18 protein-coding genes and 1 pseudogene are annotated in these 20709 nt (G+C 64.3%); 10 read left to right on the forward strand and 9 right to left on the reverse strand.

Annotation, left to right across the window (positions count from 1 at the left end):
• Nucleotides 1-264: 264 nt before the first annotated feature.
• Nucleotides 265-1041 (reverse strand): enoyl-CoA hydratase, encoded by a 777-nt coding sequence (locus tag B2246_RS16850; protein WP_017515060.1) that lies wholly within the window; start codon nt 1039-1041, stop codon nt 265-267.
• 227 nt (nt 1042-1268) lie between these two features.
• Between B2246_RS16850 and paaG the strand changes: the two genes are divergently transcribed.
• The 3 genes from paaG (at nt 1269) to paaK (ending at nt 3982) form a co-directional block, all read left to right on the forward strand.
• On the forward strand, nt 1269-2111 hold the full coding sequence (gene paaG, locus B2246_RS16855) for a 2-(1,2-epoxy-1,2-dihydrophenyl)acetyl-CoA isomerase PaaG (RefSeq protein WP_008647559.1): 843 nt from the start codon (nt 1269-1271) through the stop codon (nt 2109-2111).
• A gap of 32 nt (nt 2112-2143) precedes the next feature.
• A complete protein-coding gene (gene paaI, locus B2246_RS16860) occupies nt 2144-2584 on the forward strand; it encodes a hydroxyphenylacetyl-CoA thioesterase PaaI (protein WP_008647561.1) in 441 nt (146 codons plus the stop codon).
• Between the two features lie 93 nt (nt 2585-2677).
• Nucleotides 2678-3982: a phenylacetate--CoA ligase PaaK gene (paaK, locus tag B2246_RS16865; protein ID WP_008647562.1), complete on the forward strand. Its 1305-nt coding sequence runs from the start codon at nt 2678-2680 to the stop codon at nt 3980-3982.
• Between the two features lie 22 nt (nt 3983-4004).
• Here the strand turns inward: paaK and norR are convergent, their stop codons facing one another.
• The gene (gene norR, locus B2246_RS16870; RefSeq protein WP_008647564.1) at nt 4005-5582 is read right to left on the reverse strand and encodes a nitric oxide reductase transcriptional regulator NorR; all 1578 of its coding nucleotides are present in this window, start codon (nt 5580-5582) and stop codon (nt 4005-4007) included.
• Between the two features lie 160 nt (nt 5583-5742).
• On the opposite strand from norR, the gene B2246_RS16875 reads away from it, so the two are divergent.
• Nucleotides 5743-8022 (forward strand): nitric-oxide reductase large subunit, encoded by a 2280-nt coding sequence (locus B2246_RS16875; RefSeq protein WP_035881138.1) that lies wholly within the window; start codon nt 5743-5745, stop codon nt 8020-8022.
• An 18-nt stretch (nt 8023-8040) separates the two neighbouring features.
• Here B2246_RS16875 and cobA read toward each other — a convergent pair.
• The 6 genes and pseudogenes from cobA to B2246_RS16905 all read right to left on the reverse strand — a co-directional run.
• A pseudogene (gene cobA, locus B2246_RS16880) lies at nt 8041-8745 on the reverse strand (uroporphyrinogen-III C-methyltransferase); the annotation flags it as partial.
• Nucleotides 8746-8756: 11 nt separating this feature from the next.
• On the reverse strand, nt 8757-10238 hold the full coding sequence (locus B2246_RS16885) for a nitrite reductase (RefSeq protein WP_008647574.1): 1482 nt from the start codon (nt 10236-10238) through the stop codon (nt 8757-8759).
• Nucleotides 10235-11398 carry a heme d1 biosynthesis radical SAM protein NirJ gene (nirJ, locus tag B2246_RS16890; protein WP_035881137.1) on the reverse strand — a complete coding sequence of 388 codons (1164 nt, stop codon included), beginning with the start codon at nt 11396-11398 and terminating at the stop codon, nt 10235-10237. Before nirJ ends, B2246_RS16885 begins: the two co-directional genes overlap by 4 nt.
• 3 nt (nt 11399-11401) lie before the next feature.
• A complete protein-coding gene (locus B2246_RS16895; RefSeq protein ID WP_035881136.1) occupies nt 11402-11707 on the reverse strand; it encodes a c-type cytochrome in 306 nt (101 codons plus the stop codon).
• 20 nt (nt 11708-11727) lie between these two features.
• Nucleotides 11728-13377, reverse strand: a complete 1650-nt coding sequence (locus B2246_RS16900; RefSeq protein WP_035881135.1) for a nitrite reductase — start codon at nt 13375-13377, stop codon at nt 11728-11730.
• 211 nt (nt 13378-13588) lie between these two features.
• Nucleotides 13589-14728 (reverse strand): murein transglycosylase A, encoded by a 1140-nt coding sequence (locus B2246_RS16905; RefSeq protein WP_200876266.1) that lies wholly within the window; start codon nt 14726-14728, stop codon nt 13589-13591.
• A 98-nt stretch (nt 14729-14826) separates the two neighbouring features.
• Here B2246_RS16905 and B2246_RS16910 point away from each other — a divergent pair, with 98 nt between their 5' ends.
• Complete coding sequence (locus B2246_RS16910; protein WP_008647581.1) at nt 14827-15024, forward strand: hypothetical protein; 198 nt, start codon at nt 14827-14829, stop codon at nt 15022-15024.
• A gap of 18 nt (nt 15025-15042) precedes the next feature.
• On the opposite strand, the gene apaG is transcribed toward B2246_RS16910, so the two are convergent.
• Nucleotides 15043-15417 (reverse strand): Co2+/Mg2+ efflux protein ApaG, encoded by a 375-nt coding sequence (gene apaG, locus B2246_RS16915; RefSeq protein WP_008647582.1) that lies wholly within the window; start codon nt 15415-15417, stop codon nt 15043-15045.
• A 168-nt stretch (nt 15418-15585) separates the two neighbouring features.
• On the opposite strand from apaG, the gene rpe reads away from it, so the two are divergent.
• The 5 genes from rpe (at nt 15586) to trpD (ending at nt 20708) form a co-directional block, all read left to right on the forward strand.
• Nucleotides 15586-16287: a ribulose-phosphate 3-epimerase gene (gene rpe, locus B2246_RS16920; RefSeq protein ID WP_008647584.1), complete on the forward strand. Its 702-nt coding sequence runs from the start codon at nt 15586-15588 to the stop codon at nt 16285-16287.
• 21 nt (nt 16288-16308) lie between these two features.
• The gene (gene gph, locus B2246_RS16925) at nt 16309-17049 is read left to right on the forward strand and encodes a phosphoglycolate phosphatase (protein ID WP_008647585.1); all 741 of its coding nucleotides are present in this window, start codon (nt 16309-16311) and stop codon (nt 17047-17049) included.
• Nucleotides 17050-17509: 460 nt separating this feature from the next.
• A complete protein-coding gene (gene trpE, locus B2246_RS16930) occupies nt 17510-19036 on the forward strand; it encodes an anthranilate synthase component I (RefSeq protein ID WP_035881133.1) in 1527 nt (508 codons plus the stop codon).
• Between the two features lie 23 nt (nt 19037-19059).
• A complete protein-coding gene (locus B2246_RS16935; protein ID WP_008647587.1) occupies nt 19060-19629 on the forward strand; it encodes an aminodeoxychorismate/anthranilate synthase component II in 570 nt (189 codons plus the stop codon).
• 50 nt (nt 19630-19679) lie between these two features.
• Entirely contained in the window at nt 19680-20708 is a 1029-nt protein-coding gene (trpD, locus tag B2246_RS16940; protein WP_008647589.1) for an anthranilate phosphoribosyltransferase, read from the forward strand.
• The last annotated feature ends 1 nt before the right edge of the window (nt 20709 follow it).

Genomic DNA, 20709 nt, shown 5'->3' on the forward strand with positions numbered 1-20709 from the left:
GTCAGCGCTGCATCCCTTCGCAACTCCAACCCACTGCCGCCCCACAACCCTTGTCGCTGCTGCGTTTGCAGTGCGTTTCGTGTTGCGAGGGGGCGAATATTAGGCCGGTTCACCGGGCTTTGCAACACCAATGTCACGTTACCGTGATCAAGAATTCGGCCTGCACTCGGCAAGTCATTGATCGTAAAGAAAAAATGGGCCGGAAATAACTTTCCGGCCCATTTAATAACCCTTGATTATCCTCGGGTATTCCCTAGTCCACGGTCACCGATTCTGGAAATTGGGTGCCCGTTTCTCCACAAACGCTGCCATGCCCTCCTTCTGGTCCTCGGTGGCGAAGGTCGAGTGGAACAGTCGGCGCTCAAAGTGAACCCCTTCATTCAGAGTCGTCTCATAGGCAGCGTTCACCGACTCCTTGATCATCATGACAACCGGCAGCGAGTAACCGGCGATGGTCTCGGCCGCGGCCACGGCTTCGTCCACCAGCTTGTCCGCCGGGACGATCCGGGAAACCAGCCCGGCGCGCTCGGCCTCGGTTACATCCATCATGCGCGCGGTCAGGCACATGTCCATCGCCTTGGCCTTGGAGACGGCACGCGGCAGTCGTTGCGTGCCGCCGGCGCCGGGCATCGTGCCGAGCTTCACCTCCGGCTGGCCGAACTTCGCGCTGTCGGCGGCAATCACAATGTCGCACATCATCGCCAGCTCGCAACCACCGCCCAGCGCATAGCCGGCCACGGCGGCGATCACCGGTTTGCGGATGCGCCGGATCGTCTCCCAGTTACGGGTGATGTAGTCGCCCTTGTAGACATCCATATAGGAGTACTTCGCCATCATGCTGATATCCGCCCCTGCGGCGAAGGCGCGCTCGCTCCCCGTGATGACGATGCAGCCGATTGCCTCGTCCTGGTCGAATGCCGTCAGCGCCGCACCCAGTTCGTCCATCAGCGCGTCATTGAGCGCGTTGAGCGCTTTGGGCCGGTTCAGCGTCACCAGACCAACGCGGCCTCGCGTCTCCACCAGGATGTTCTCGTACGACATGTCTGCTCCTTGCAATGCGGTTGGGTTCTATTTGTCGAGTGTCAGCGGGGACGATACTGGCGTGCTTGCGCCCAGCTGGTCAAGCACACCAGCCTCTTGCGCCCTGCCACCATCCCGTCTACTATTTGCCGACCGACTGGTCGGTTAATTTAAAGCGATCGCGTCCTCACTACAATGGCCGTGCATCGCATCGTGGCATCAGATCCACTACCAACCAGGAGAACAATATGGCGCAGGAGACAACCATGCCCCCATCCCAAGCGCAGGCAACTGCGCGCGCAAGCCTCGATTCCGGCCCGATCCTGCTGCACTGGCAGGGTGATGTGGCCGTCGTCACGCTCAACCGCCCCGACAAGCTCAACAGCTTCACACGCGACATGCATCGGGCACTGGTCACCGCGCTCGACCATGTCGAGACAGGCGGTGCCCGCGCGCTATTGCTGACCGGTTCGGGGCGTGGCTTCTGCGCCGGGCAGGATCTGGCCGACCTCGATTTCACCCCCGGCCATGCCACCGACCTTGGCGAACTCATCAATGCGTGGTTCAACCCGCTCGTGCGACGCCTGCAAGCACTGCCCCTGCCGGTCATCGCCGCCGTAAACGGCACGGCAGCGGGCGCGGGGGCGAACCTGGCCTTCGCCTGCGACATCGTGCTCGCGGCCCGGTCGGCCAGCTTCATCCAAGCCTTCGTGAAGATCGGACTGTTGCCCGACTCGGGCGGCACGTGGCTGCTGCCCAAGCGGGTAGGCATGGCCCGCGCGCTTGGCCTGGCCATGACGGGCGACAAGCTCAGCGCCGAAGAGGCCGAGAAATGGGGTCTGGTCTGGGAAGTGATGGACGACCCACTGCTGGCCGAGCAGGCCATGGCGCTGGCCACGCATCTGTCCGCGCAGCCCACGCGCGCCCTGGCGGCGATCAAGCAAGCCATACACGCCAGCGCGACCAACACCTACGACGCCCAACTCGATCTGGAGCGCGACCTGCAGCGCGAGCTTGGCCAATCGCACGACTACAACGAGGGCGTGAACGCCTTCCTCGAAAAACGCGCGCCCCGATTCACCGGCGCCTGACAGCATTCCCGCCAACGCCAAAGGAGACCCGCTTGACGCAAGATCCTCAAGCGCTTGCCGAAGCGGCCGCCCACGCCATGTACGAGTCCGATGCCTGCAGCCGCTGGCTCGGCATGGTCCTGGAAGCGGTCCGCCCCGGCTATGCCCGCATATCGATGCCGATCCGCCCCGAGTTCCTGAACGGCCATGGCATCTGCCATGGTGGACTGATGTTCACTCTGGCCGATTCGACGTTCGCATTCGCCTGCAACAGCCACAACATCAATACGGTGGCGTCGGGCTGCTCGATCGAATTCCTGCGCCCAGTGCATGGCGGCGATGTACTGACAGCCGAAGCAGTCGAGCAGGTCCTGTCCGGCCGCCATGGCATCTACGACATCCGCGTGACCAACCGCGCCGGCGAACCCGTGGCGATGTTCCGTGGCAAGTCGGCCCAGATCAAGGGGCATGTGGTGCCACCCGCGGAGTCCTGACACGCGCGGAAAGACAGCCACGCAGCAAGACCGCAGGAAACAAGCAGAAGCCAGCGCCAACGTAGCGCCACCGATCCGAAAACGGAGACATTCATGATTACGCGCCTGACCGATCTGCCCCTGGAGCCGATCGAGACCGCCAGCCGACAGGAGCTCCAGGCCCTGCAGCTCGATCGTCTGAGATGGTCCCTCCGCCACGCCTATGATCATTCGCCGGTGTACCGGCGCAAGTTCGACGAGGCTGGCGTGCATCCCGACCAAGTGCGATCGCTGGCCGATCTGGCCCGCTTTCCGTTCACGACCAAGAAGGACCTGCGCGACAACTACCCGTTCGGCATGTTCGCGGTGCCGCAGGACAAGATCGCGCGCATCCATGCCTCGTCGGGCACCACCGGCAAACCCACGGTGGTGGGCTACACCCTTGGCGACATCGACACCTGGGCCACGGTCATGGCACGTTCGATCCGCGCCTCAGGCGCCCGGCGCGGCGACAAGGTGCACATCAGCTACGGCTATGGCCTGTTCACCGGTGGACTCGGCGCGCATTACGGCGTGGAGAAGGCAGGCCTCACTGCCATTCCCTTTGGCGGTGGCCAAACCGAGCGGCAGGTGCAACTGATCCAGGACTTCAAGCCCGAGGTCATCATGGTGACGCCGAGCTACATGCTGGCGATCGCCGACGAGCTTGAGCGCCAAGGTGTCGACCCGGCCTCCACATCGTTGAAGATCGGCATATTTGGCGCGGAGCCGTGGACGCCCGAAATGCGTCTGGCGATCGAGAAGCGGATGGGCATCTCGGCGGTCGATATCTATGGCTTGTCCGAAGTGATGGGCCCGGGCGTCGCCAATGAATGTGCCGAGACCAAGGACGGCCCGACGATCTGGGAAGATCACTTCTACCCCGAGATCATCGACCCCGATACGGGCGAAGTCCTGCCGGACGGCGAGTTCGGCGAACTAGTCTTCACCTCGCTGACGAAGGAAGCGATGCCGGTCATCCGCTATCGCACCCGCGACCTTACGCGCCTGATGCCGGGCAGCGCGCGTGCCGCATTCCGCCGGATGGAGAAGATCACCGGCCGCACCGACGACATGATGATCGTGCGTGGCGTGAACGTATTCCCGTCGCAGATCGAGGAATTGATCCTCAAACATGCGGAACTCGCGCCTCACTACCAATGCGTGCTGAACAAGGATGGCCCGCTCGATACGCTGATCGTGCGCGTGGAGTGTGCGCATGGGGCAGACCCGGCCACCGCGCGGCAGGCCGAATCGCAGCTCGCGCACGACATCAAGTCCTATATCGGCGTGACGGCGGGCATCGAGATCCTTGCCGAAGGCGGTGTCGAGCGCTCCGTCGGCAAGGCCCGGCGCATCGTCGACCTTCGTCCGCGCTAAGGTACTGCCGCGCCTGAGCGTCCTAGCGCGTTCTTGCCGCACTCTTGCTGCCGCCCGGCTCGTCGCGCTTGACGCCGAGCCGGCGGGCCAGCTTGTGCAGATTGCTGGCATCCATGCCAAGCTGCCGCGCGGCCTGGGCCCAATTCCCGCACTGGGCCTCCAGGGCCTGCTCGATGCACCGGCTCTGGCAGGCCTCCACCGCCTCGCGCAAGCTGGTGGCCGGCGCCGACATAAACGGCGCCGCATCGGCGGCGGCATCGGCTGGCGCGACAACCCCATCCAGATCCAGCAAATCGGTGTCGAGCGTAATGATGTCCTTGCGGCTGGCGCCCCGGCTGAGCAGCTTCAGCGCGGCCCGGCTGATCACATGCTCCAGCTCGCGCACGTTGCCCGGCCACGTGTATCGGCGTAGCGCATCCTGCGCCGCGACGGACAGGCGCAGGCTGCGCAGGCCCAGCCGCGCCCGGTTGAGTTCCAGGAATCGTCCCGCCAGCAGCAGCACGTCATTGCCGCGTTCGCGCAGCGGCGGAATCGGAATGGGATAGACCGAGAGCCGGTGATACAGGTCGGCGCGGAACGAGCCGTCGCGCACATGCTCGCGCAGGTTGCGGTTGGTCGCCGCGATCACGCGCACGTCTACGCGGCGCGGCCGATCGGATCCCAGGCGCTGGATCTCGCCGTTCTGCAGCGTGCGGAGCAGCTTGGCCTGGATGGCCAGCGGCAGCTCCCCCACCTCGTCAAGGAACAGCGTGCCACCGTCGGCGGCCTCGAAGCGCCCAGGGCGCTCGCCCGTCGCACCCGTGAAGGCGCCGCGCACATGGCCGAACAGTTCGCTTTCGGCCAGGGATTCAGGCAGTGCGGCGCAGTTCACGTGAATCAGCGGGCGGTCCCGGCGGCGTGACAGCCGGTGCAGCCGGTGCGCGAACAACTCCTTGCCAACGCCGGTCTCGCCGAGCAGCAGCACCGGCAGTTCAGAATCCGCCACCACGCCGATCTCGTGCATGAGCTGCGCGATTGCCTCGCTCTCTCCGATGATTTCGCCGATGACCTCGCCGTCGTCGCGCACCGTCTCCCCGGCGGCGCCCACCGCGCGGCCCATGCGTAGCGCGCGGATCTCGCCCTCCAGCCTCGAGGTGCGGATCGATGCCTCGATCAGCGCCGTCAGCTGGCCCAGTTCCGCCTGGGCCGACGCGGTAAACGTCCCGACTTCCAGGGCATCCAGCGTCACCACGCCCCACGGCTTGCCTTCGCTCTGGAGGCTGATGCCCATGCAGTCGTGGACGGGCAGCGGCTCGCCCACGTGCTCGTCGATCAACCCGTCGTATGGATCGGGCAACGCACTGTCATGGTGGAAGCATGTGACGCCACGCCGCGCCAGGATCGCCGCAAGCCGGGGATGAAGGCCCACGGAGAACCGCCGTCCAAGTGCATCGCGCACCAGCCCATCCACCGCGATCGGACGCAGGTGGTCCTCTTCCAGGCGCAGGATCGCCACCGCTCCGCAGTGGAAATGCGAACGCAAGCACCCTACCAGGCGCTGCAGACGCACGGCCTGGGGAAAGTCGGCGCAAAGGTCCGCAAGAAGCACATCGCTGATCATGGTCAAAACAACCCTAGATAGTCAAAAACACCCTAAACGGCCACGGTGAATATTACCGCGCCCAACGCCAACCCGTTGAATCTTTTAGGACTCTTATCAGGCACGCGAATCGCATAGATGAAGCGGTATTCATTGCGACATCAAGAAGGAGCAATTCATCGTGGGCCCCTACAAGAAACTATGGTTCTTGTTGATCGCCGTGCTGGCGGTCACCTTTTCCTTACTCGGCTACTACGGTGCCGAGGTCTATCGGCAGGCGCCGCCCATTCCGGCCAAGGTCATCACCTCGGACGGCGCCACGCTTTTCACCGGTGACGAGATCCTTGACGGTCAAACCGCATGGCAGTCCGTCGGTGGTATGCAGCTTGGCTCCATCTGGGGCCACGGCGCCTACCAGGCGCCGGACTGGACGGCCGACTGGCTGCACCGCGAACTGACCGCATGGCTCGACCTGGCCGCGCGTGACCAGTACGGCAAGGATTACGCCGCGCTGGACGCGCCCGCGCAGGCCGCCTTGCGCGCGCAGCTCAAGTCCGAGTACCGCAGCAATCAGTTCGACCCTGCCAGCCAGGCGCTGACCGTGTCCGACCGCCGCGCGAAGGCGATTGCCAAGACGGCCGATTACTACAGCCGCCTGTTCTCCGATGCGCCCGAGCTGCACAAGAGCCGGGAGAGCTTCGCGATGAAGGAAAACCCGCTGCCTTCGGCGGAGCGACGCGCTCGCCTGACCAACTTCTTCTTCTGGACGGCCTGGGCAGCCTCCACCGATCGTCCAGGGCACACCGCCACCTACACCAACAACTGGCCGCACGAGCCGCTGATCGACAACCATCCCACTGCGGAGAACATCGTCTGGTCGATCGCGAGCGTGGTGATCCTGCTGGCCGGCGTGGGTCTGCTGGTATGGGCCTGGGCCTTCCTGCGTGGCAAGGAAGAACCCCTGCCTGCCGCACCGGCACGCGACCCGCTGACCACCTTCGCCCTGACGCCTTCGCAACGCGCGCTCGGCAAGTACCTGTTCCTGGTGGTGGCGCTGTTCGCCTTCCAGGTGCTGATCGGCGGCTTCACCGCGCACTACACGGTGGAAGGGCAGAAGTTCTACGGCATCGATGTTTCGCAGTGGTTCCCGTACACGCTGACGCGCACCTGGCACATCCAGAGCGCGCTGTTCTGGATCGCCACCGGATTCCTGGCTGCCGGCCTGTTCCTGGCTCCGCTGATCAACGGCGGGAAGGACCCGAAGTATCAGAAGCTCGGTGTCGACATCCTGTTCTGGGCGCTCGTGGTCGTGGTGGTCGGCTCCTTTGCCGGCAACTACCTGGCGATCGCGCAGAAAATGCCGCCCAACCTGAACTTCTGGCTCGGCCATCAAGGCTATGAGTATGTGGATCTGGGTCGACTCTGGCAGATCGGCAAGTTCGCTGGCATCGTGATCTGGCTCGTGCTGATGATGCGAGGCATTGCCCCCGCCCTGCGCGCGCGCGGCGGTGACAAGAACCTGCTGGCGCTGCTGACGTCGTCGGTGGTGGCCATCGGCCTGTTCTACGGCGCCGGCCTGTTCTACGGCGAGCGCACCAGCCTGTCGGTGATGGAATACTGGCGCTGGTGGGTCGTCCATCTGTGGGTGGAAGGCTTCTTCGAAGTGTTCGCCACCACCGCACTGGCATTCATCTTCTCCACGCTGGGCCTGGTATCGCGTCCGATGGCCACGACGGCCAGCCTCGCGTCGGCCTCGTTGTTCATGCTCGGCGGTATCCCTGGTACGTTCCACCATCTCTACTTCGCTGGCACCACGACGCCTGTGATGGCCGTCGGCGCGAGCTTCAGCGCGCTGGAAGTCGTGCCGCTGATCGTGCTCGGTCATGAGGCATGGGAAAACTGGCGCCTGAAGGAACGCGCGCCCTGGATGGCCAATCTGCGCTGGCCGCTGATGTTCTTCACCGCTGTGGCGTTCTGGAACATGCTGGGCGCCGGTGTGTTCGGCTTCATGATCAACCCGCCGATCACGCTGTACTTCGTGCAAGGTCTCAATACCACCGCCGTGCACGCACACGCTGCACTGTTCGGGGTCTACGGCTTCCTGGCGCTTGGCTTCACGCTGCTGGTACTGCGCTATGTCAGGCCCAACTACACGCTGAACCCGCGCCTGATGTCGATTGCGTTCTGGGGAATGAATGGTGGTCTGGTTCTGATGATCGCCACCAGCCTGTTGCCGGTGGGTATCATCCAGTTCATCGCCAGTGCAAGTGAAGGCCTGTGGTATGCACGGAGCGAGGCCTTCATGCAGCAGCCACTCCTGCAAACGCTACGCTGGGTGCGTACCTTCGGTGACGTGGTCTTCCTGGTGGGCGCGCTGTCGTTCTCGCTGCAGGTCGTGCTCGGGCTGTTCGGTCGACAGCCCAGCGGCAAGGTCGCCGAAGGCGTGCTGGTCCGTCAATGAACCAGGGTTGGGGATGTCGACGACTTCCCCAACCAGAATGACCGCCGGGCTGGCAAGCCCGGCATCCGCAGCCTCGGTCAGTGTGGCCAGGCTGCCAACCCAACGCTTCTCATCCCCACGGCTAGCATGCATCACCACCGCAACCGGCATTTCCGACCGCATACCCGCTTGCAGCAAGGCGTCGCGAATGGCGGCAAGACGGCTCATCCCCATGTAGATGACGAGCGTCGTCCGGCTGCCGACCAATGCGGCCCAGTCGGGATCGCCATCGTCACGCGTATGCGCGGTAACGAAGGTCACACCGTGGCAATGCTGACGATGGGTCAGCGCAATGCCAAGCGCCTGCGCAGCCGCCATGCCGCTGCTGATGCCGTTGACGATTTCCACTTCGATGCCGTGCCCACGCAGGAACTCGGCTTCCTCGCCGCCGCGACCGAACAACAATGGGTCGCCGCCCTTGACACGCGCCACACACCGGCCGGCCAGCGCGTGCTCGAGCGCCTGCTCGTGAATGCTGGACTGACTCACCGAACAGCGGCCGCCACGCTTGCCGACGGAGATAATTTGCGTCCCAGGGTTCGCATAGCACAGCATGGCCTCTGGCACGAGATCGTCCACTAGCCAGACATCTGCTTCACGCAGCGCCCTGACTGCCTTCATGGTGGCGAGTTCCGGATCGCCCGGGCCCACCCCAACCAGCCAGACCTTTCCGGTCGTTTGCATGTTGGTACTCCTCAATGGCTCGTGCCAGACGAGCGCGTAGTCTTGTTGAATACGTTGTACTTGCCGATCGGCTTGTCCATCGGCAGTCGCTTGACTTCCTTCAGCGTCCTGGCGTCGTAGACGACGATCGCCCCATCGGCTTCCATCAGGCTGACCAGCGCATATCGACCATCACGGGTGAACTCCACGTGCGCCGCGGTGCGTCCCGGAGACGGCGTGACACTGCCAACGATGGCGAGTGTCTGCTTGTCGATCACCTGCAATGTGTCGCGCTTCGGACTCATCATCGCGTCGGCCCATGCGTATGGCGTGGCTTCGTGGCTACGCAGGAAGAAGCCCGGCCCATTGGTCGGGATCGTCGCCACGGTCTTCCAGGACTGCATGTCGATCACGCTGATCGCGCCCTGCTTCAGGTTCGGGGATGCCATGACTTCGCGGCCGTTGCGCTTCCACGTAATACCGCTACCAAGATGTGGCATGCCGGTCAGCGCGAGGTCTGCCACCTTCCGGCCCGCGTCGAGATCGATCACCTGACCCGTGGCCGTGCGCGAGGCGCCAAGAATGTGGCGATACGGCTGATCGAAGAAGAAGTCGTCGAGCACGTCCGTGAGTTCGATCACGCGTGGCTCGAACGTCTTCTTGCCGGTGTATGGGATCTCCCAGACCTCGGGAATATCGCGCAGCGCGACGATGAACGACCCTCGCGGCGCGGCGTCGTAAACGGCTGAAACGCGCGAGGACTTGCCACCCGCGCCCGTAACCGGATAGATGCGCTGCAGCGACAGGTCCGACGCGCGCAGCAGCACCAGCGTCTGGGGCAACGTATTGCCGACCATCACCCACTCGCCATCTTCACTGACCGCTAGATTGCGCGTATTCATGCCGGCGCGGATCTCGGCCACGAGCTTCAGGTTCCAGAGGTCGTACTTGCTGACCCAGCCATCGCGGCTCGCCATGTACACATAGCGTCCGTCGCTGCTGAACTTCGGCCCGCCGTGCAGCGCGAACCGGGTGGTGAATCGGTGAATCGGTTCGAGTTTGTCGCCGTCGAGCACGCTGACGTGATGCGTCCCGGCCTCGACGACCAGAAACAGGTTGGAAGGATCTGCGCTGAAAACGGGCCGGTCCGGCAGCGTGCCGGGTGCGTGATAGACGATGCGCGATGCCTCGATGTCCGCCTGCTCCCAGCGCGGCGTGGCCGCGGGTGCGGAGCGCAGCCAGGTTGCCATCTGCTTGATCGTGGCATCTCCGAGTTCTTTGGAGAAGCCTTGCATCTGCGTGGCCGGACGACCGTTGCGCAGCACGTCGAGCAAGTCGTCGGGCCGCAGCCGCTCCAGGCTTTCCGGCAACAGCGCCGGGCCCATGCCGCCCAGACGATCGGCGCCATGGCACGCCGCACAGTGACTGCTGTAGATGCTGGCGGGATCGATAGTCGTCTCCGCGCTGGCGGCGAATGAAGCAAACATGCACGTCCAGAGAATCGCGTGCTTCATGTCATTGTCTCCAGATTGGGCTGCGCACTGATCTCCGCGTCTGAGAGATAGCAGCCTGGGTCCTGCGCCCACGGATTGCCGCTGACCGCGTAGGCCCGTGCGCGCGTGTTGCCGTTGCAGATGTCACGATGCAGGCAGGTCGCGCATCGGCCCTGCAACGGTCTCGGCCTGGCGGCCAGGCCACGCATCAGCGGATGGCTGCGGTCGGCCCAGATCTCGCCGAACGGGCGCTCGCGCACGTTGCCAAGGGAGAGTTGCCACCACATCGTGTCCGGGTGGACATTGCCGAGGTTGTCGATATTGGCCACGCCGACACCCGTGGCATTGCCGCCCCAGTTGACCAGTCGCTCGCGCATGTCTGCAACGCGCTCGGGCCATTGGCGCGCAATCCAGTACAACAGGAACACGCCATCGGCATCGTTGTTGCCCGTGACGAAGTCCCCGGCGCTACCCTGCTGCGCGCGTGCCCAGACATGCTCGAACAACCACTCGACCGCCGCGCGTGTACCCGCGTGGCGCGCGTCGTCGTCGCGATGGCTGCGGCCTCGCCCGGCGTAGTTGAAGTGGGACAGATAGAACTTGTCGATGCCTTCGGCTTCGGCCAGGGCCACCACGGAAGGCAGCTCGGCCGCGTTGGCCTCGGTCAGCGTCATGCGCACACCCACGCGCAGGCCGGCGTCGCGCGCGATGCGCAGCCCGGCTATCGCCTGGGTAAAGGCGCCATTCATGCGGCGGAAGCGATCGTGTGTGGCTTCGATGCCATCCAGGCTCACGCCGACATAGTCGAACCCTGCCGCAGCGAGCCGCGCAGCGTGTGCCGCGTCGAGCAACGTACCATTCGACGACAGGGAGAGATGAAATCCAAGTTCGCGCGCACGCGCGGCGATCTCGTACAGGTCCGGCCGCAACAGCGGTTCGCCACCGGACAGGATCAGCGCGGGCACGCGCGCTGCCTTGAGCTGGTCGAGCACGGCCATGACTTCGCCGGTCGACAGCTCGCCCTTGAAATCCGTATCGGCAGATGTGGAATAACAGTGCTTGCAATTGAGATTGCAGCGCCGCACCAGATTCCAGATCACCACGGGACCACTGGCACGGCGCGGCGGGGGGACCGACCCCCCGTCGCGCAGCGCCTCCATGAAGCGGGAGAGTCGGAACATGGATCAGAGGCTTAGCACCCACTTGGCCAACGTGTTGGCTTCCGCCTCGCTGACCTGATTGGGCGGCATCGGGATCGGGCCCCACTTTCCGCTACTTCCCTTCAGGATGCTTTGAGAAAGCTGCGCAGCAGCCGCCTTGTCACCCTTGTACTTCGCGGCGATGTCCTTGTAGGCGGGGCCGACCAGCTTCTTGTCGACGCTGTGGCAAGCCATGCAGTTCTTGCTTGTGGCAAGTTCCTGGCTGGCAAGCGCGGTAACCGGCAGCGCGGCAGCAAGTGCCACGGCGGCGATAACTGTAGACGGATGCATGCGAATTCTCCTTCCGCTGATCAATAGACGTCGTGTTGTGTGTTGTGCGCGTTGAACTTGCCCGTCGGGGTAATCAGACGCGGGTCCTTGATCACGGCCTTGAGCTTGCGGGTCTTGTCATCGACCACCACCAGCGCGGACTCGCCATCCTTGGTACCCCAGACCGAGAACCAGACTTCATCACCGGCCTGGTTGTACTCGGCCTGCACCACACGCTTCGCGCCTTCGCCCTTCAGGTTCGCCCATTCGGCGATCGGCAGCACCTTGTAGCCGTCTTCCAGCTTCTGCGTATCGAACACCGCCACGCTCTGGTTCAGCTTCGCGTCGGGATTGAGCGGCGTATCCACCCACAGGTTGTGCGACTTCGGATTGGTCTTGATGAACAGCGAGCCACCGCCCTGACCCTTGAGCGTTTCCACCACCTTCCAGGCCTGCGCCTTATGGTTGATGGGGTCGGTGCCGATCAGGCTGATGGTTTCGTCGCCGAGATGGCTCGTGGCCCAGACCGGACCGAACTTCGGATGCTCGAAGTTGGCGCCACGTCCCGGGTGCGGGGTCTTGCCGACATCGACCAGCGCGGCCAGCTTGTCTTCCTTGGTATCCACGACAGCGATCTTGTTCGATGCGTTCGCGGCCACCAGGAAGTAGCGACCCGTGGAGTCGAAACCACCGTCGTGAAGGAACTTGGCAGAATCGATCGTGGTGGTCTTCAGGTTCTTCAGATCCGAATAATCCACCATCAGGATCTTGCCGGTTTCCTTCGCGTTGATGACGAACTCGGGACGGAAATGGCTGGCAACGATCGATGCGACACGCGGCTCGGGGTGGTACTCGTTGTCGACGGTCATGCCGCGTGTGGACACTACCTTCAGCGGCTTGAGCGTGTCACCTTCCATGATCACGTACTGCGGCGGCCAGTACGAGCCGGCCACGGCGTACTTGTCTTCGTAGCCTTTGTACTTCGAGGTTTCCACCGAACGCGCTTCGAGGCCGATCTTTACTTCCGCGACGTTGTCGGGCTTGGGCAGCCACAGGTCGATCAGGTTCAGACGCGCATCGCGGCCGATCACGTACAGGTAGCGCCCGGACGCCGACATGCGCGAGATGTGCACCGCGTAGCCGGTCTTGACGATATTGATGATCTGCTTGCTGTCGCCGTCGATCAGCGCGACCTCACCGGAATCGCGCAGCGTGACCGAGAACAGGTTCTGCAGGTTGTAGTTGTTCATCTTGCGCGTTGGCCGCTTGGCCACGGGCACGATGTCCTTGCGCGATTTTTCGATGTCGGCCAGCGAGAATTCCGGGGGTGTCGGAGGATCGAGCTGGATGTAGCGCGCCATCAGATCGACCTCGGGATCGGTGAGATCGCCCGAGGTGCCCCAGTTGGGCATACCAGCCGGGCTGCCGTACTTGATGAACGTCTTCAGGTATTCGGTGCCGCGGGCACGCGTGATGTCGGGTGTCAGCGGTTTGCCCGTGGCGCCCTTGCGCAGCACGCCATGGCAGCCTGCGCACCGTTCGAAATAGATCTGCCGGGCGTGGTTGAATTCTTCCGCAGTCAGCTTCGGCTCGGGATTCTGAGTCGGCGCCGTCTGGGCACTACCGTGTGCACTCCAGAAGAAAAGCGGCATGGCCGCCAGTGCAGGGAACATCCATGATTTCGCTTTCATGATTTTTCATTAGCGAGTGGGGAATGCTGTGCTGCGGCACCGTGCATGGAGCGCGGCGCGCGACAGATGTTCCAATCATGGGGAAGAAGAACTGTATCGCGATTGACACGAGTCAACGCGGGGAACGGGGCAGGAGAATAACCCTGCTCCGTGTCAGGGAACTAACTCGGACGGCGGGCATTGCTGTATGTAGCCCGCCGGTAACATGACGTCAGCTGCGCGGCATCAGGACCCACATCCTGCCGCCCTGCTTCATGCGGCCGGCGGTCTCGCCGGCGGCGTCGCCTGCGCCCCAGAAGAAGTCCGCGCGCACGCCACCCTTGATGGCGGAGCCCGTGTCCTGCGCGAACATCAGACGTTGAATCGGCTCGGAGGAAAGTGGCCGTGTGGTCGACAGGAAAACCGGCACGCCAAGCGGGATGGTTGCGGGATCAACTGCTATCGAGCGTTCCGCCGTAAGCGGCACGCCCAGCGCGCCCACCGGTCCTTCGTTGGTCGGCGGCAATTCGCGGAAGAACACAAAGCGCGGATTGACGTTGAGCATTTCGTCCACGCGTCCCGGGTTGGCGCGCGCCCATGCCTTGATGCCCTGCATCGTGGCCTGCGCCGGCGTGATCTCGCCACGGTCGAGCAGCCATTTGCCGAATGAACGGAACGGCTGGTCATTGGTACCGCCGTAGCCGACACGCATCATCGTGCCATCGGCCATGCGGATGCGGCCGGAGCCCTGGATCTGCAGGAACGCGGCTTCGACCGGATCATCCACCCAGGCCAGTTCGCTGCCACGCATCGCGGGGTTCTGCAACAGCTCGGCGCGCGGCGGCAACATGCCCTTGCCGAGTTGCGGCGGCCGGCGATAAAGCGGGATCTGATACGCACCCTGACGCGTGCGGGAGCCGTGCAGGATCGGCTCGTAGTACCCGGTAATCAACCCGTTGTCCGTCCCATCGACGTTGACCACGCGGTATGGCAGGAAGTTGGTTTCGAAGTACGTGCGCATCGCCACGAGATCGCCGGCATCCACCATCAGGCCAACGGCGCAGACGCGGTTCCAGTCGGCGCGCTTTTTCAGCGCCTGGCAGCTCGCCAGCAGCGCGGGCCAGGCGGCACGCACGTCGTCCTGACTCCAGCCACCGATTTCCGTCCAGCTTGCCGGTTGCAACCGGCCTGCCGCGGAGGAGGTCGCAGGTGCCTTCCCGCCCGGGACGCCGCCCGGACCTTCGATACGCGGGGGCGGACCGCTCATGCAGCCGGCCAGTAGCGCGGCAGCGCCCGTCAGGGCAAGCCAGCCGCGCCAGGAAGTGTTGCTCGACGACGCGCGGGGCGCGCGCAGGGAATACTGATTTGCCATCTTGTCCATTCTTCGCGGACACGGCCGGCGGTCAGACAGTCCACAACCCCGCGCATGTCCTACAATCTCAACCCGATCCGTCGACTGACCCCTTCGCGATGAGCCAGTTCTTCGAAAACCACCCTACCCTGCTACTTGCCGCCGAAGCCGGCGTGGCGCTGCTGTTGCTGATCTTCATCGTGGTCTGGACGATGAGCACCGCCAAGAAGAATCCGCGCCCCACGCGCGCGCCGGAGGACCATCCGTCCCGCGCCAAGCAGACCTCGACGGATGCAGACACGCCGCCCGAGGCCTAGTTCCCGCCGCGCGGCGGTTCAGTGCAGCATTCGAGGCAGCACCAGCGCGAATTCGGGAATCGGCACCTCGAAACGGTGGCCGTCCTCGGCCACGCAGAAATAATCGCCCTTCATCGATCCCACCGGGGTGGAGATCGTCGCCCAGCTCGAATACTCGAAGTGCTCGCCCGGCTTGAGCAGTGGCTGATGGCCGACCACGCCCAGGCCAGAGACTTCCTGCGTCGAGTTGTCGCTGTCAGTGATGATCCAGTGGCGCGAGATCAGCTGCGCGGCGACTTCGCCGGTGTTGTGGATCGTGATGGTGTAGGCGAACGCGTAGCGTCCACGGTCTGGGTCCGATTGGTCCGGCATGTACTGCGTGCGCACGGCCACGGAAAATGCGTACTCGCTCATGTATCGACGTGGTAAGAAGGGTCGGCAGGCCGCGCGGCGGCCGGGTGTTGCGCATTGTGCGGCAAGGCCATGGCAGGGGCAAGCGGCCCGGCCAGGCGTCCGTCCCGACTCCGGGGGCCCGACCGGCGTAAAATACCGCCCATTCCGCCTTCAGCCCGCCCGAATATCATGAGCAGCCCCACCTTCCGCATTGCCCCGTCCATCCTGTCCGCCGACTTTGCCCGCCTGGGCGAGGAAGTGCGCCGCGTCACCGAAGCCGGCGCGGACTGGATCCATTTCGATGTGATGGACAACCACTACGTGCCCAACCTGACCGTGGGGCCGCTGGTCTGCGAGGCGATCCGCCCGCACGTCACCGCCCCGATCGACGTGCACCTGATGGTACGTCCGGTGGATCGCATCATCCCGGACTTTGCCCGCGCCGGCGCCAACATCATCACATTCCACCCCGAGGCCAGCGACCATATCGACCGCTCGCTCGCGCTGATCCGCGACAACGGCTGCCAGGCCGGCCTGGTGTTCAACCCGGCCACGTCGCTGCACTACCTGGACCACGTGATGGACCGCCTGGACGTGATCCTGCTGATGTCCGTGAACCCGGGCTTCGGCGGCCAGTCTTTCATTCCCGAGACGCTGAACAAGCTGCGCGCCGTGCGCCAGCGCATCGACGCGTACACCGCGCGCACGGGCCGCCAGATCCTGCTGGAGGTGGACGGTGGCGTGAAGGTGGACAACATCGCCGAGATCGCCGCGGCTGGCGCGGATACGTTCGTGGCGGGCTCCGCCGTATTCGGCAAGCCGGACGCCGACGGCGGCTACAAGGGCGTCATCGGCGCGCTGCGGGCCGAATTGGCCACGGTTGGCAAGTAATCAGGCAGGGAAGTCACGCGCATGAGTCTCGAAATACTGCGCCGCACGGACTGGCACGCCATCCGGGCGGTGATCGTCGACCTCGATGGCACCATGGTCGACACCGCTGGCGATTTTCACGCCGCCGTCAACGCGATGCTGCTGGCCCTGGCGCACAAGCATCCCAACCTGGGCCCGGTCGAGCCGATGTCCCAGGAGGACATTGTCAGCTTCGTCGGCAAGGGGTCGGAGAACCTGATCCGCCGCGTGCTGGACGCGCGTTTCTCGCCGCTGCACGCGAACGGGCTGTTCGCTGATGCCTACGCGCTGTACGACCGCGAGTACGTGCGGATCAACGGCCAGTTTTCGAACGTCTACCCGAATGTCCGCGAGGGCCTGACGGCGCTCAAGGCGATGGGCCTGCGCATGGCCTGCGTGACCAACAAGCCGTGGAACTTCACCGAGCCGCTGCTGGCCCGTACCGGCCTGGCCCAGTATTTCGATCTGGTCTACGGCGGCGACGCGTTCGCCCTGCGCAAACCCGATCCGTATCCACTGCTCAAGGTGGCCGAGGCATTCCGGGTCGATCCGGAGGCCGTGCTGGCCATCGGCGACTCCGAAAATGATGCGCGGGCGGCTCGTGCGGCGGGCATGGGAGTGCTCTTGATGCCATATGGCTACAACCATGGCAATCCTGTACAAGACGTCGACGCCGATGGTATAGTCCCCGACATTGCCCGCGTGGCTGCGCTTCTTGCCGCACATCGGGCAACACACCGCTAAACCCGGCTGAACACCATTCAATGTTCCTCAACCGCAAACGCAACTTTCTTGGCAGTGATCGGCAGGCTTGGCCCTGGCGTCGCTGGCGCGCCTTTGAACAGGCGTAAAGTGCGTTCGCGAGTTTCCTGACGGGCTTGCGGGGATACACCGGGACTTCTTAAGTCCGCCGCAGTCACCCCCCCAAGCTCCGCCGGCCCGGTCCAGATCCACTGTCGACCGACATCTCCGGCAGATCCTTCCGCCAGCGCCGTAGCCCAGATGCCTGTGTGCTACGGTTAGCTCATGAACGCGCCGCACGCCACGCCTTCGGCCGTGTGCGCGCGTGCGTCAAACGCGTGTGCTACACGGTCCGCTCCCGGGGCGGGTTGCCGCAACTTCTCCAGCCCTCCCCCTGCCGACGACACACGCGGCGCCGCCTGAACCCGACCATCGTGGCGGGCGCCGCAAGAAGAGGATCGACATGACCGAACTGGAATTCAAATCGCTGGCCGACCAGGGATACAACCGCATTCCCATCATCGCCGAGGCGCTGGCCGACCTGGAAACCCCGCTGTCGCTGTACCTGAAGCTGGCCCAGTCGCAAACGCGTGGCGTGAACACATTCCTGCTGGAATCGGTGGTCGGGGGCGAGCGTTTCGGCCGCTACTCGTTCATCGGCCTGCATGCCCGCACACTGCTGCGCGCCTACGGGCACCGTGCCGAAGTGGTCACCGACGGCAAGGTCGTGGAGACACACGAAGGCAACCCGCTCGATTTCATCGCCGAGTTCGAAAGCCGCTTCAAGGTGGCGCTGCGCCCCGGATTGCCGCGCTTCTGCGGCGGTCTGGCCGGCTACTTCGGCTACGACGCGGTCCGCTATATCGAAAAGAAGCTGGCCGACACCCAGATGCCGGACGACCTCGGCCTGCCCGATATCCAGTTGCTGCTGTGCGAGGAACTGGCGGTCATCGACAACCTGTCCGGCAAGCTCTACCTGATCGTCTACGCCGACCCGACCACGCCGGAAGCCTATTCCCGCGCCCGCCAGCGCCTGCGCGAACTGCGCATGAAGCTGCGCCAGCCCGTGGATGTGCCGGTGACGAGCCCCTCCGTGCTGACCGAGGTCTATCGCGAATTCGCCAAGCCCGACTACCTGGCCGCCGTGCACAAGGCCAAGGAATACATCATGGCCGGCGACATGATGCAGGTGCAGGTGGGCCAGCGCCTGATGAAGCCGTATCGGGACTCGCCGCTGTCGCTCTACCGCGCGCTGCGCTCGCTGAATCCGTCGCCGTACATGTACTTCTACAACTTCGGCGATTTCCAGGTGGTGGGCGCCTCGCCTGAAATCCTGGTGCGTCAGGAGACCCGCAAGGTCGGCGGCACCCAGGCCAACGGCGACACGCAGAATGCCCGCATCGTCACGATCCGCCCGCTGGCCGGCACCCGCCCACGCGGCAGCACCCCCGAGCGCGATGCCCAACTGGCCACGGAACTGCTCAACGATCCGAAGGAGATCGCCGAGCACGTGATGCTGATCGACCTGGCCCGTAACGACATCGGCCGCATCGCGGAAACGGGTTCGGTCAAGGTCACCGACAAGATGGTGATCGAGAAGTACTCGCACGTGCAGCACATTGTCAGTTCCGTGGAAGGCACGCTGCGCGACGGCATCAGCAACCTCGACGTGCTGCGCGCCACGTTCCCGGCCGGCACACTGTCCGGCGCGCCGAAGGTCCGCGCGATGGAAATCATCGATGAACTGGAACCGCGCAAGCGCGGCATCTACGGCGGCGCCGTGGGCTACCTGTCGTTCGGTGGCGAGATGGATCTGGCCATTGCCATCCGCACCGGCGTGATCAAGGACGGCAATCTCTATGTGCAGGCCGCGGCCGGCATCGTGGCGGATTCGGACCCCGAAGCCGAATGGAGGGAAACCGAAGCGAAGGCACGCGCCGTGATCCGCGCCGCCGAACAGGTCCAGGACGGTCTGGACGCCGACCTCTGAGCCCAGGAACAGGAGAAACGAACATGCTGCTGATGATCGACAACTACGACTCGTTCACCTACAACCTGGTGCAGTATTTCGGCGAACTAGGCGCCGACGTGCGGACCTTCCGCAACGACGAGATCACGATCGAGGAAATCGAAGCGCTCAAGCCCGACCACATCTGCGTGTCGCCGGGGCCGTGCAGCCCGCACGAGGCCGGCATCTCGGTGCCCGTGCTGCAACACTTCGCGGGCAAGATTCCGCTGCTGGGCGTGTGCCTGGGCCACCAGGCCATCGGCGAGGCGTTCGGCGGCAAGGTGATCCGCGCCAAGCAGGTGATGCACGGCAAGGTCAGCACGATCGAGACCACGCAGGAAGGCGTCTTCGCCGGGCTGCCCAAACACTTCGACGTGACGCGCTATCATTCGCTGGCCATCGAGCGCGAAACGCTGCCCGATTGCCTGGCTGTCACCGCCTGGACGCCGGACGGCGAGATCATGGGTGTGCGCCACAAGACGCTGGCCGTCGAGGGTGTGCAGTTCCATCCGGAATCGATCCTGTCCGAACACGGCCATGCGCTGCTGGCCAACTTCATCAAGGCGCCACGATGAGGCGCACCGATTTTTCCGCTTTCGCCGCACACTCTGCCCAAGAATCCGCCATGTCCATCACGCCGCAGGAAGCACTGACGCGCTGCATCGAGCACCGCGAGATCTTTCACGACGAAATGCTGCACCTGATGCGGCAGATCATGCAGGGGCAGATGTCCCCCGTGATGGCCGCCGCCATCCTGACCGGCCTGCGCGTCAAGAAGGAGACGATCGGCGAGATCTCCGCAGCGGCACAGGTGATGCGCGAGTTCGCCAATCACGTGATCGTCAAGGACCGCGAGAACTTCGTGGATATCGTCGGCACCGGCGGCGACGGTTCGCACACGTTCAACATTTCCACCGCGTCGATGTTCGTCGCCGCTGCCGCTGGCGCGAAGATCGCCAAGCATGGCAACCGTGGCGTGTCGTCGAAGTCCGGCAGCGCCGACGTGCTCGAGGCGCTGGGCGTGAACATCATGCTGACGCCGGAGCAGGTAGGCCAGTGCATCGAGCAGACCGGCATCGGCTTCATGTTCGCCCCGACCCATCATCCGGCCATGAAGAACGTGGCGCCGATCCGCAAGGAAATGGGCGTGCGCACCATCTTCAACATTCTCGGCCCCCTGACCAATCCCGCCGATGCGCCGAACATCCTGATGGGCGTGTTCCATCCGGACCTGGTCGGCATCCAGGTGCGCGTGATGCAGCGCCTGGGCGCGCAACATGCGATCGTGGTCTATGGCAAGGACGGCATGGACGAGGTATCGCTCGGCGCGGCAACGCTGGTGGGCGAACTCAAGGACGGCGAAGTGCGCGAGTACGAGATCCATCCTGAAGACTTCGGCCTGTCGATGATCTCGAACCGCGGGCTGAAGGTGGCAGACGCCGTCGAGTCGAAGGAAATGCTGCTGGAAGCGCTGGGCGATGTGCCCGGCACCCCGCGCGAAATCGTGTCGCTGAACGCCGGCACCGCGCTCTACGCGGCCAATGTGGCCAGTTCGATCGAGGATGGTATCCGCCGCGCGCGCGAAGCCATCGCCAGTGGCGCCGCTCGCGAGAAGCTCGACCAGTTCGTGCGCGCCACCCAGCAATTCAAGTGAG

This window comes from Cupriavidus sp. UBA2010, assembly GCF_002335265.1.
GTDB lineage: Bacteria > Pseudomonadota > Gammaproteobacteria > Burkholderiales > Burkholderiaceae > Cupriavidus > Cupriavidus metallidurans.